At 72.7% G+C, this 11,992-nt stretch carries 11 protein-coding genes; 4 read left to right on the forward strand and 7 right to left on the reverse strand.

What is annotated here, in order from left to right; all coding sequences use genetic code 11:
• Positions 1 to 109 precede the first annotated feature (109 nt).
• Complete coding sequence (locus ABZ877_RS20435) at positions 110 to 1,114, forward strand: Gfo/Idh/MocA family oxidoreductase (protein ID WP_361073019.1); 1,005 nt, start codon at positions 110 to 112, stop codon at positions 1,112 to 1,114.
• 117 nt (positions 1,115 to 1,231) lie between these two features.
• Here ABZ877_RS20435 and ABZ877_RS20440 read toward each other — a convergent pair whose 3' ends face one another.
• The 4 genes from ABZ877_RS20440 to ABZ877_RS20455 all read right to left on the reverse strand — a co-directional run bounded on the left by ABZ877_RS20440 (position 1,232) and on the right by ABZ877_RS20455 (position 6,498).
• Positions 1,232 to 2,425: a cytochrome P450 gene (locus tag ABZ877_RS20440; protein ID WP_361073022.1), complete on the reverse strand. Its 1,194-nt coding sequence runs from the start codon at positions 2,423 to 2,425 to the stop codon at positions 1,232 to 1,234.
• A 37-nt stretch (positions 2,426 to 2,462) separates the two neighbouring features.
• Entirely contained in the window at positions 2,463 to 3,737 is a 1,275-nt protein-coding gene (locus ABZ877_RS20445; protein WP_361073025.1) for an ROK family transcriptional regulator, read from the reverse strand.
• Between the two features lie 78 nt (positions 3,738 to 3,815).
• Positions 3,816 to 4,478: a response regulator transcription factor gene (locus tag ABZ877_RS20450; protein WP_361073028.1), complete on the reverse strand. Its 663-nt coding sequence runs from the start codon at positions 4,476 to 4,478 to the stop codon at positions 3,816 to 3,818.
• A 745-nt stretch (positions 4,479 to 5,223) separates the two neighbouring features.
• The gene (locus ABZ877_RS20455; RefSeq protein ID WP_361073031.1) at positions 5,224 to 6,498 is read right to left on the reverse strand and encodes a histidine kinase; all 1,275 of its coding nucleotides are present in this window, start codon (positions 6,496 to 6,498) and stop codon (positions 5,224 to 5,226) included.
• A gap of 180 nt (positions 6,499 to 6,678) precedes the next feature.
• Between ABZ877_RS20455 and ABZ877_RS20460 the strand changes: the two genes are divergently transcribed.
• Positions 6,679 to 6,897 (forward strand): hypothetical protein, encoded by a 219-nt coding sequence (locus ABZ877_RS20460; protein ID WP_361073034.1) that lies wholly within the window; start codon positions 6,679 to 6,681, stop codon positions 6,895 to 6,897.
• Between the two features lie 24 nt (positions 6,898 to 6,921).
• On the opposite strand, the gene ABZ877_RS20465 is transcribed toward ABZ877_RS20460, so the two are convergent.
• Positions 6,922 to 7,347 (reverse strand): ribonuclease, encoded by a 426-nt coding sequence (locus ABZ877_RS20465; protein WP_361073037.1) that lies wholly within the window; start codon positions 7,345 to 7,347, stop codon positions 6,922 to 6,924.
• 176 nt (positions 7,348 to 7,523) lie between these two features.
• On the opposite strand from ABZ877_RS20465, the gene ABZ877_RS20470 reads away from it, so the two are divergent.
• Positions 7,524 to 8,255, forward strand: coding sequence for an SDR family oxidoreductase (locus ABZ877_RS20470; protein WP_361073040.1), 732 nt, complete (start codon positions 7,524 to 7,526; stop codon positions 8,253 to 8,255).
• Between the two features lie 64 nt (positions 8,256 to 8,319).
• Here ABZ877_RS20470 and alc read toward each other — a convergent pair whose 3' ends face one another.
• Together alc and allB are read right to left on the reverse strand one after the other, a co-directional pair.
• Positions 8,320 to 9,462, reverse strand: a complete 1,143-nt coding sequence (gene alc / locus ABZ877_RS20475; RefSeq protein ID WP_361073043.1) for an allantoicase — start codon at positions 9,460 to 9,462, stop codon at positions 8,320 to 8,322.
• 4 nt (positions 9,463 to 9,466) lie between these two features.
• Positions 9,467 to 10,813: an allantoinase AllB gene (gene allB / locus ABZ877_RS20480; protein WP_361073046.1), complete on the reverse strand. Its 1,347-nt coding sequence runs from the start codon at positions 10,811 to 10,813 to the stop codon at positions 9,467 to 9,469.
• 242 nt (positions 10,814 to 11,055) lie between these two features.
• Between allB and ABZ877_RS20485 the strand changes: the two genes are divergently transcribed.
• On the forward strand, positions 11,056 to 11,856 hold the full coding sequence (locus ABZ877_RS20485; RefSeq protein WP_361073049.1) for an IclR family transcriptional regulator: 801 nt from the start codon (positions 11,056 to 11,058) through the stop codon (positions 11,854 to 11,856).
• Positions 11,857 to 11,992: the final 136 nt, after the last annotated feature.

Consider the following 11,992-nt stretch of genomic DNA (forward strand, 5'->3'; position numbering starts at 1 on the left):
TCAGGAAGTCCGGAAGTCCGATTGTCCGGACATGAGGCGGGCGCACGACGATGGCGCTTTGTCAGGACAAAGGATTGACAGTATGTGGCGGGAGCGGCACGTTGGGTCCATGCGCATCGGACTCATCGGAACGGGCCGGATCGGAACCTTTCACGCGGGTGTGCTGGAGCGGTACCGGGAGGTCGGCTCCCTCGTCGTCACCGACGCCGAGCCCGGGCGGGCCGTCGCGCTCGCCGACCGCATCGGGGCGACCGCGGCCCCCGGCGTCGACGAACTCTTCGCCTGGGGCGTCGACGCCCTCGTCATCACCGCCGCCACCGCCGCGCACGCCGAACTGATCGCCCGGGCGGCGCGCGCCGGACTGCCGGTCTTCTGCGAGAAGCCGATCGCCGTCGACCTGCCCGGCACCCTCGCCGCGCTGCGGGAGGTCGAGGCGGCGGGCACCGTCCTCCAGCTCGGCTTCCAGCGCCGCTTCGACGCCGGGTACATGGCCGCGCGCGAAGCCGTACGGGCGGGGGCGCTCGGGCGGCTGCACACCGTACGGGCGCTGACCTCCGACCCCGCCCCGCCCCCGGCCGCGTATCTGCCGCTGTCCGGCGGGCTCTACCGGGACTGCCTCGTCCACGACTTCGACATCCTGCGCTGGGTCACCGGGCGGGAGGTCGTCGAGGTGTACGCCATGGGGTCCGACGCGGGGCCCGCCATGTTCCGCGCCGCGGGGGACGTCGACACGGCGGCCGTCGTGCTGACCCTGGACGACGGGACGCTGGCCACCGCCACGGCGACGCGGTGCAACGGCGCCGGGTACGACGTCCGCATGGAGCTGTCCGGCGAGCGCGACACGGTCGTCGTCGGCCTCGACGACCGTACGCCGATCGCCTCCACGGAGCCGGAAGGGCCGCCCGCCGCGGCGAAGCCGTGGCCCGGCTTCCTCGAGCGGTTCGCCGCCGCGTACGAGGCGGAGCTGAAGGCGTTCGTGGATGTGGTGCGCGGGGAGCGGGTCAATCCGTGTGACGGGTTCGAGGCGTTGGCGGCGTTGCGGGTTGCGGAGGCTTGTGAGGTGTCGCGGGCCGAGCGGAGGGTTGTGCGGGTGGATGAGGTGCCCGGGGTGTGAGTGGTGCGGGCCCTTTCCTCTTACGCGCCGCCGTAGGTGGTGTTGCCTGGTCGGGCGAGCTTGCCCTTCGTCGTGGTTGCTCGCGCCGTTCCCCGCGCCCCTTGCGGGGCGCCCTCCTCACCAGCGGACTTTTAGGGTTCGGGTGCCTCTCATCAGTAGTCCTGGGAGCCAGGTCGTCGGGGGGTCGTCCAGGCGCAGGTCGGGGCAGCGGGTCAGGAGGGAGTTGATTGCTGTGCGGGCCTCCATGCGGGCCAGGGGGGCGCCCAGGCAGAAGTGGATGCCGTGGCCGAAGGCCAGGTGGCCGCGGGGGTCGCGGTGGATGTCGAAGGTGTCCGGGGACGGGAAGCGGTCCGGGTCGCGGCCCGCCGAGCCGATGCCGATGAGGACAGGGGCGCCGGCGGGGATGTGGATGCCGTCGATGTCGACCGGCTCGGCGGCGAAACGGTGTGTCGCCGTCTCCACCGGGCCGTCGTAGCGGAGCATCTCCTCCACCGCGCCGTCGAGGAGGCTCAGGTCCGCGCGCAGGGCCGCCAGTTGATCGGGGTGGGCGAGCAGGGCCCGTACGCCGTTGCCGATCAGGTTCACCGTCGTCTCGTGGCCGGCGATCAGGAGCAGGAACGCCATGGCGCGCAGCTCCGACGGGGAGAGGCGGTCGCCGTCCTCCGCCGTGGTCCTGATGAGGGCGGAGAGCAGGTCGTCGGCCGGTTCCGCACAGCGCTTGGCCTCGATCAACTCGTCCAGGTAGGCGGCCAGCTCCGGGATGACATCCGCCTCCTCGTCGCTGCTCGTCGGGGCGACCACCTGTGTCGACATGCGGCGGAAACGGTCCCGGTCGATGTCGGGGACGCCCAGCAGTTCGCAGATGACGACGAGCGGGAGCGGGAAGGCGAGCGCCGCGATCAGGTCGGCGGAGCCGCGGGGCACCATGTCGTCGAGGAGTTCGTCGGTGATCTTCTGGATGCGCGGGGCGAGTCCGGCGACCCGGCGGGCGGTGAACGCGCGGGTGACGAGGGAGCGGAGCCTGCCGTGCTCGGGCGGGTCCGCGAAGAGGAGGTGGCGGCCTATGAGGGCGTCCTCGAAGCCCCAGGGCGGGGTCTTGGCGAAGCGCGGGTCGGTGAAGGCGGCGCGGGCCGCCTCGTGGCCGACGATCAGGTAGAGGTCCTCGCGGGGGCCGGGGCCCGGGGTGAGTACACGGTGCACGGTGCCACGGGCGCGCAGCGCCTCGTAGACGGGGTAGGGGTCGGCGTAGAACGCCTGTGCGCCGCCGTCCGAGAACTCCTCCAGGTCGACGATCTTCCCCGCGTCCGCCATGGCGTGCTCCCCCGTACTCCCGCGTCCCCGTCGGCGCTCAGCGTTCGCCGCTCCTCACCCCGTTCAACTCGCGGCGCCCGCGATCGGTTCCCGGCGCCCGCCTCGCTCCGCCCGTCTCCAGGAAACGCGACAGCGGCAGCGTGGCCGCGCCGACCGTGACCGCGTCCGCGCCGAGGCGGCCGAGTTCGACGGTGGTCTGGGCCAGGGGGTGGCGCAGCGCGTACGCGGCGGCGGCGCGGCGGACCGGTTCGATGAGGCGCGGGCCGAGCAGCAGGCCCGCCCAGCCCGCGATGACGATCCGCTCCGGGTTGAAGAGGTTGACCAGGTCGGCGATGCCCGCGCCGAGGTACTCGGCGGTCTGGTCGAGGAGTTCGCCGGTGTCCGGGGCGGCGAGGAGTTCGGCGAGGGCGCCCTCCTCGTCCGGGGCGGTCCAGGCGCCGCCCGTCTCCCGCCACCGTTCGAGCAGCGCCTCGGCGCCCACGTACGCCTCCAGGCAGCCGCGCGCGCCGCACCGGCAGAGCCGCCCGCCGACCTGGAGGACGGTGTGGCCCCACTCCCCCGCGCTGCTGGAGGCGCCCTGGTAGGGCACGCCGTCGGCGATGACACAGGCGCCGACGCCCGAGCCGATGAGGGTGATCACCGCGTTGCGGGCGCCGCGGCCCGCGCCGAACCACATCTCGGCGCGGCCGAGGGTCTTCGCGCCGTTGTCGACGAAGAGCGGGATCTCCGGCGGGAGTTCGCCGGGGGCGCGCAGCATGGCCTCCAGGGGCACGGCCTCCCAGCCGATCGTCTGACCGTGCACGACGGCACCCGACGCGCCGGAGGCGTCCACGATGCCGGGCACGCCGATGCCGACGCCGATCAGCGAGGCCGGGGCCACGTCCGCCCCGGCCAGGACCTCGGTGAGGCCGCCCGCGATGAGCCGTACGATCTCGTGCGCGTCGTACGTGCCGTCCGGCCCGGCGACGGGCAACGGGGCCTCCACGCGCGCGAGTTCGCTGAGGGACAGATCGAACAGCTCCACCCGTACGCGCGTCTCGCCGACGTCCACCCCCACGACGTGGCCGCTGCCGGGCGCCACCCGGAGCAACGTACGGGGGCGGCCCCCGTCGGAGTCGACCGAGCCCGCCTCCTCCACGAGGCCGTCCGCGATCAGCTCCGCCACGACGTTGCTGATCGAGCCCGAACTGAGGGCCGTCAGCGGGCCCAACTCCTGCCTGCTGAGCGGGCCGTCGAAGTAGAGCTTGCTCAGCACGGTCGCCCGGTTGTTGCGGCGCAGATCGCGCACCGTCCGCCGGCGTGGTCCTGCCATCCCTCGCTCCACCCCTTCGCCCCCCACTTAGATCACGGTGCGAAATGTACCGTGACGTCACGCCTTCACGGACCTCGGTCAGTCGTCGAGCAGACCCGCGTCGTGCACGAGGAGGGCGATCTGCACGCGGTTGTTGAGGTCGAGCTTGGTCATGATGCGGGACACGTGCGCCTTGACGGTGGCGACGCTCAAGTACAGGGCCGCGGCGATCTCGGCGTTCGAGCGGCCGCGGCCGATGCCGACCGCGACGTCCCGTTCGCGCTCGGCCAGGTCGTCCAGGCGGCGCCGGGCCGCCGCCGTGCGGACGTCGCGCTCGGAGGCCACGGCGTGCGTCATGAGCTGGCGGGTCACCGCCGGCGACAGCACCGGGTCGCCCGCGACGACGCTGCGTACGGCGGCGAGGATGGCGGCCGGGGTGGCGTCCTTCAGCACGAATCCGGCGGCGCCCGCGCGCAGCGCCCGCAACACCTGCTCGTCCGCGTGGAACGTCGTCAACACGACGACCTCGGGCGCGTCCGGGCGCGCCCGCAGCCGCTCCGTCGCCGTCAGCCCGTCCATCGTCGGCATGCGGATGTCCATGAGCACGACGTCCGGGCGGACCGCCTCGGCCACCGCCAGCGCCTGCGCCCCGTCGGCCGCCTCCCCGACGATCCCCACGTCCTCGGCCCCTCCCAGCATCAACCTCAGCCCGGAGCGGACCAGGGGGTCGTCGTCGACGAGCAGCAGACGGATCGGGTTCATGGGGTCACCGTAACGGGGGGCTCCGCCGGTTGAGCGGTCGCTGGGTGCGGGGGGTTTTGACGGTGCGCGGCGGGGGTGGGGTTGGGCGGGGTGGCGCGCCTTTGCGATGCGACCCCGGGTCGGTGGGGGCTGGTCGCGCAGTTCCTCGCGCCCCTGAGAAGCACGCCACCGGAGGGGTGGGGCGCCCTTGCGACGCGATCACCGGGCGGTGGGGGCTGAGCGCGCAGTTCCCCGCGCCCCTGGAGGCGTGCGGCTTCGCCGCGCCTCCATCGGGCGATGCGGCCAGGGCCGCGCCAGGAAGACCGCACTCGGGACGGGAGATGCGCACACTGCGCGCGCCACCTCCAGCCCGAGATGGCGCACGGAGTGCGCATCTCAGGGGCGCGGGGAACTGCGCGAGCAACCACGACGGCGGGTCAGCCGACGACGTATGGGGCGTCGCGGCGCAGCCGCAAGCCCCCAAGGGGCGCGGGGAACTGCGCGACCAGCCACGACGGCGCCGCACCCGACCACACACAGGGCGTCGCGGCGCAGCCGCAAGCCCACCAGGGGCGCGGGGAACTGCGCGACCAACCCCCACGGCGCCGCACCCGACCACACACAGGGCGTCGCGGCGCAGCCGCAAGCCCACCAGGGGCGCGGGGAACTGCGCGACCAACCCCAACGGCGCCGCACCCGACCACACAACGGCATCGCGGCGCGGCGGAACCGGAGGCCCGCGCGAATGGCCCGGCCGCGCGGAGCGTCAGGGCGTTGGCCACGGGAGCCACGCCCGGATCGTGAAGCCGCCGGACGGACCGGGTCCGTGGTCGAGGTGGCCACCCGCCAGGGTCGCCCGTTCCGTGAGGCCGATCAGGCCTTGTCCGGAGCCGGGGACGTGCGGGACAGCACCCGGTGGGGGCGGGTTGGTGACCTCGATGGTGAGGCCGTCGCCGGGGGCGCCGGTCACCGAGACGGAGACCTCCGCGCCGGGTGCGTGCTTGCGGGCGTTGGTGAGGCCCTCCTGCGCGATGCGGTAGGCGGTGCGGCCCACGGACGCGGGCACACTCTCGGGTTCGGCGACGCGCTGGTCGAGGCTGACCTTCATGCCCGCCTCCCGCGACTCGGCGATCAGCGTGTCGAGCGCGGCGATCGTGGGCTGGGGCCGCCCGGACTCCTCCCCGTGATCGGCGGCGCGCAGAACGCCGATGATCTCGCGGAGGTCCTGCAGCGCTTCGTGCGCGCTCTCCCGGATGACCCCGGCCGCGCGGGCGATCTCCGCCTGGGGAGCGTCGGGCCGGAACTCCAGCGCACCGGCGTGCACGCTGAGCAGGGTGAGACGGTGCGCGAGGACGTCGTGCATCTCGCGGGCGATGGCTTCGCGGGCGAGCCGCTGGGCGCGTTCGGCGCGGAGTTCCGCCTCGGTCTCGGCCCGGTGCGCACGGTCGCGCAGGGATGCCAGCAACTGGCGCCGGGAGCGGACGAACATGCCCCAGCCGACGACGGTGACCGTGACGACGACGGTCCACGCGACCGCCGACAGGTAGGACGATTCGGGGTCGGGCCGCAGCCAGAAGAAGAGCGGGATGAGCGCGAGGGAGACGGCCGCGGTCCAGCCCACGTAGCGGAACGGCCGGTGCACGGCGAGCGTGAAGAGCGCGATCATGTCCGCGCCGCCGGAGGTGTTGGAGAGGAAGCCGACCGGGATCATGGCGATGACGAGGCCGAGCGGCCACCGTCTGCGGAGCCAGAGCGCGGCGCAGGCGAGGGCGCCGAGGAGTTGGTCGAGGCCCGCGAGGGCGCGTGGGGTGGTGGGGTCGTTCCAGACCTGGTCGCCGAGGAGTAGTCCGAAGAAGACGGCGATCAGGAAGCAGCTGAAGTCGACCACCCAGTCTCGGGCGGTGCGCTTGCGGCGGCCGGGGTGACCGTCGGGGCCCAGGTCGAGTTCGCCGACGGCGCCCGAGGGCAGCAGCCGACGCCGCCACCCGGGCTGCGGTCCGGCCGCCTGCTCGGTGGTCCCGGTCTGCTGCGTCGCCTTCATGGTCGACAAATCTACGCATGGCCCCGGCTCCGTACCGTCCGTGACGGCCGGAAGCCGACCAAAGTCGCACGGCCGGCGACTTTGGTCGGCTTCCGCCGCCCGGAGCGGCGACGCATGGGCGTATGTGCCTCGCCCCGCGGCCGATGTGCGTGGGGGGTCCGCGGGGCGAGAGTGCCGGGCATGAACAAGAAGGAGTTGCAGCAGATCCTTGAGGTCGTCGGCGTCCTCGTCCTGGTCCAGGGCGCGATCGGCCTCGTCCACGAGTTCACCGGCTGGCTGGGCTGGGGCCTGATCCAGTATCTCGGCTTCCTCGACGGGTACGAGGTCTACGGGAGCATCGCGCTGATCGTGCTCGCGATCGCCCTACTGGCGGCCGCGGACAGCCAGAAGAACGGCTAGGGCCCGCCCTGGGCGCGGAGCGGGTCAGCAGGCGTGGTCGATCAGGTCGAACGACGCGTAGTGGTCGGACGTGTAGTAGTCCTCCTGGTTCGCCTCTCCGGTGACGATGCGACGGGCGCCGCGATCGGAGGAGCCCGGCGTGATGACGGTGTACTCGTGGTAGTACCCGGTCGACCGCGACGGCAGGACGCCTTCGCGGTTCTGGAAGACGACACCGTCCTGGTCGTACGGGAACGGGCCGCCCCGCGCGATGAGGTCCAGGGTGTCGTGGGCCTGGGACGGCAGGTCGGAGAAGCAGATGTCGCCGACGGCGGCGGCGGAGAACGGCGATGCCGCGCTGGTCGTCGGGGCGGTCGTCGTGGCGGCCTGGGCGGTGATCGTGGCCGGGCCGCCGACGAGGAGGGCGGCGGCGAGGGCCGCGACGCTCATGAAGCGTGGGGGAGTCTTCATGCCGCTCAGCATGACGCGCGTAGACGGGTACACGTCAACAGCAACGGCCGCATGTTTTCCGGGTGTTCACATGTGTCTCCGGACGCGTCCGGACTTACCGTCCGATAGCCGCCAGCCTTCGCCCCCGTACGCCGCTGTACTCGATGTCGTCACAACCGATGACCTCAGGAGAGTGCATGAACGGCAAGGTGGCTCTGGTGACCGGCGGCAGCCGGGGCATCGGCGCGGCGACGGCGGTGCGGCTCGCGGAGGACGGCTTCGACGTGGCCGTCACCTATGTGCGGGGCAAGGAGGCCGCCGAGGAGGTCGTGCGGCGGGTGGAGGCCGTCGGGCGGCGCGGGCTCGCCCTCCGCGCCGATTCTGCGGACGCGGACGAGGCGGCGGGGGCGGTGGCGCAGGTCGTGGAGCGGTTCGGGCGGCTCGACGTATTGGTCAACAATGTCGGCGTCGGTGTCCTCGGCCCGCTGGAGAGCCTGTCCCGCGCCGACGTGGACCGGGCCCTCGCCGTGAACGTGCGCGGCGTCTTCCTCACCACGCAGGCCGCGGCGCCCGTGCTCGGCGAGGGCGGGCGCATCGTCACCATCGGGACGTGCATGACCAAGCACGTGCCGGGCCCCGGCGGCACGCTGTACGCCATGAGCAAGTCGGCCCTGATCGGGCTGACGAAGGCGCTCGCGCGGGAGCTGGGCGGGCGGGGCATCACCGCCAACATCGTCCACCCCGGGCCGATCGACACCGATCTCAACCCGGCGGACGGGCCGTACGCGGCGGGGCAGGCGGAGGCGACGGCGCTCGGCCGGTTCGGCACGGCGGACGAGGTGGCCCGCACGGTCACCTATCTGGCGGGGCCCTCGGCCTCGTACGTCACGGGTGCGGAGCTGGCGGTGGACGGCGGGCACGCCGCATAGCCGAACGGGCCGCGGGGCCGCACCGGTGCTGTCAGCCGGTGCGGCCCCGCGGACGTGAGGACGGCTACGCGCCCAACTCCGCGTGGCGCGCCGCCAGGTGCGCGGCGCCCTGCTCCGTCAGGGAGCCGAACAGGCGCAGGCGGGAGATACCGCCGTCGGGATAGATGTCGATACGTGCGTGGGTGCCGACCGCCGGGGTGTCGAGCACGAAGCGGTGGTTCGTGTCGGGCTGGAGGCGGGTGCGGGGAAGCACCTCGACCCACTCGCCGTCGGCGCCGTCCTTGACGGAGACCGACGCCCACCCGGCGCTGTTCCCCTTCAGATACGCCGTGTCGATCTCCAGGGCGCGGATCTGCGCCTGCGCGACGAGCTGGTAGCGGATCCAGTCGTTGCCGGTGTCGCGGCGGCGCCGGGTTTCCCAGCCGTCGTCCATCTTGCGGGAGTAACCCGGCTGGATGGTGTTGGAGGCGGGCGAGTAGAAGAGGTTCGAGGCGTCCTCGGCGTGGCCGCCGTTGGCGAGGGCGACGACGTCGAACGTACCGAGCGTGGCGAGCCACTCCGGGTCCGGGACGACCTCGCCGTGCACGCGCAGGCGGGCGATGCCGCCGTCGGGGTGCTGGTTGAGACGCAGATGGGTGAAGCGCCGCTCGACGTCGACGGCGAAGCCGTTGGCCGCGTGGCCGCCGACCGCCGTGCGCGGCACGAGCGTCGTCCACTTCACGTCGGGGGCGAGCAGTTCCTCGGGGGTGGGTGCGCCCGCCACCGAGGTCGCCTCGACGGAGACGGCCTGCGGGTAGTTGCCCCGGAAGTGGGCGGTGTCGACGACGATGCCGCGGATCACGCCGGGCGCGCCGAGCCGGATCAGCGCCCAGTCGTGGTCGTCCTCGGTGGGCCACGGGTACTCGGGTCCCGTGCCCCGGCGACGGCGGGTCTCCCAGCCGTCCATGACCTTGCCCTTGTGGCCGAAGTGCTCCGGGTCGAACTCGGCGCGCCCGGCGACCAGGAGGTTCTCGCGCTGCGCGAAGAACTCGTCGTTCGCGGCGATCACCCCGGCGCCGAGAGTGCGCGCGGCGAGGTCGGCGTAGCGGGTGAAGGGGAAGTCGGCGGTGCGGTAGTCGGCGTACGGGTCGCCGCCGCCGAAGGGGCTCGCGTCACCGGTGAAGCGGGGTATGTCGGCGGATACGGACGACTCGGAGGATGCGGCCACGGTGTTACTTCTTCCTTTCGAGCAGCTTGCCCTGCGGAGCGGTGAACTCGCCGTCGGCGACGATGCGTGTCCCGCGCAACCAGGTCGATTTGACGACGCCGTGCAGCGTCTTGCCCGCGTACGCGGTGACGCGGTTGCGGTGGTGGAGCGCGGCCGGGTCGACGGTGAAGGTCTCGTCGGGGGCGAGCACCGCGAAGTCGGCGTCGCGGCCGACGGCGATGGCGCCCTTGCGGTCGTCGAGGCCGACCAGTGCGGAGGTGCGGGCCGACATCCAGCGGACCACGTCGTCGAGGGAGTACCCACGCGCGCGTGCCGCCGTCCAGATGGCGGAGAGGCTGAGCTGGAGACCGGAGATGCCGCCCCACGCGGTGGCGAAGTCGTCGGTCTTCAGGTCGGCGGTGGAGGGCGAGTGGTCGGTGACGACGCAGTCGATGGTGCCGTCGGCGAGCGCCTGCCACAGCAGGTCCTGGTTGGCGGCCTCGCGGATCGGCGGGCAGCACTTGAACTCGCTCGCCCCGTCCGGGACCTCCTCGGCGGTGAGCGTGAGGTAGTGCGGGCACGTCTCGACGGTCAGCCGGACGCCCTCGGCCTTCGCGGCGGCGATCAGCGGCAGCGCGTCGGAGGAGGACAGGTGCAGGATGTGGACGCGGGCGCCGATCCGCTTGGCGGTGTCGATGAGCCCCTTGATCGCGGTGTCCTCGGAGATACGAGGGCGGGTCGCCAGGTAGTCGTCGTACTTGGGGCCGCTGTGGTGCGGGGCGGCGTCCAGCTCGTGCGGGTCCTCGGCGTGGACGATGAGGAGGCCGCCGAAGCCGGCTATTTCGGCCATGGAGGCGGCCAGCTGCTCGCTGTTCAGGTGCGGGAACTCGTCGACGCCGGACGGCGACAGGAAGCACTTGAAGCCGAAGACGCCGGCGTCGTGCAGGGGGCGCAGGTCCTTGACGTTGTCGGGCAGGGCGCCGCCCCAGAAGCCGACGTCGATGTGGGCCTTCGCCCGGGCGACCTCCTGCTTCGTACGCAGGTTGTCGACGGTGGTGGTCGGCGGCAGGGAGTTCAGCGGCATGTCGACCAGGGTCGTGATGCCGCCGGCCGCGGCGGCACGGGTGGCCGTCCAGAAGCCTTCCCACTCCGTGCGCCCGGGGTCGTTCACATGGACGTGCGTGTCCACGATGCCGGGGAGCAGGGCGTGGTCGCCGAAGTCCTCGATCCTGGCGCCCGCCGGGACCTCCGCGTCGTGCGCGAGCACCGCGACGATCTTTCCGGCGGCCACGGCGACGGACGCGGGCCGCGTGCCGTCGGGGGTGACCACGCGGGTCGAGCGCAGCACCAGTTCGACTTCGGCCTCTGACACCCTGGACCTCCTGGGTTCCCTGCTCGATTTCAACGTTCTGTTGAAGGCTCTGACGAAGGAGTCTCACGTCGCGTCCGCGGTCCGTCAAGGGTCACCGACCCCCTGGACGTTTCCACAAAGTGGAATTACCCTTCCGGAAGGCAGAATGTAGCTACCGACGAACTTCCAGGTCAAGGGGGTACCCGGCCGGAAACCGCCGGTAGGCTGCACCACTGCCTGCCTGTCCTCGAAAGGAACGCGCCGTGCCGACGTCGAACGCCAGCACCACTGATGCCGCCAAGTCCGCACCCAGCGGTGGCGTCCAGTCCCTGGAGCGCGCCTTCGACCTGCTGGAGCGGATGGCCGACGCGGGGGGCGAGGTCGGGCTCAGCGAACTCTCCGCGAGCAGCGGTCTGCCCCTGCCGACCATCCACCGCCTGATGCGCACCCTGGTCGCGTGCGGCTACGTACGCCAGCAGCCCAACCGGCGGTACGCGCTCGGGCCCCGGCTCATCCGGCTCGGAGAGTCCGCGTCCCGGCTGCTCGGCACATGGGCGCGGCCGTACCTCGCGCGGCTCGTCGAGGAGACCGGCGAGACGGCGAACATGGCGCTGCTCGACGGGGACGAGATCGTGTACGTCGCCCAGGTGCCGTCCAAGCACTCCATGCGGATGTTCACCGAGGTCGGGCGGCGGGTGCTGCCGCACTCCACCGGGGTCGGCAAGGCGCTGCTCGCGCATGCGCCGGCCGGGGAGGTGCGGGCGCTCCTGTCCCGGACCGGGATGCCCGCGGCGACCGAGAAGACGATCACCACGCCGGACGGGTTCCTCGACGCGCTGGAGGACGTCCGCCGACTCGGCTACGCCGTCGACGACAACGAGCAGGAGATCGGGGTGCGGTGCCTCGCCGTGCCGGTGCCCGATTCGCCCACGGCGGCGGCCATCTCCATCTCCGGGCCCGCGGGGCGCGTCACGGAGGCGGCGACCGACAAGATCGTCCCGGTGCTCCAGCAGGTGGCCCGCGAACTGTCCGAGGCGCTGGCCAGCTCGGGCGCGGCGTCTTAAGGGCCGTTCGTTCAGCGAGTGCGGCTGAGTCATCGACTGGCCGCACGGCGTCTGCCTGGTTGCGCCCACTTGTCGAGCGCGGCTCGCGTCGTGGTCGCTCGCGCAGTTCCCCGCGCCCCTGAGGGGCGCGGGGAAC

The sequence above is a fragment of the Streptomyces sp. NPDC046939 genome (assembly GCF_040644575.1).
In the GTDB taxonomy this organism is placed as follows: domain Bacteria; phylum Actinomycetota; class Actinomycetes; order Streptomycetales; family Streptomycetaceae; genus Streptomyces.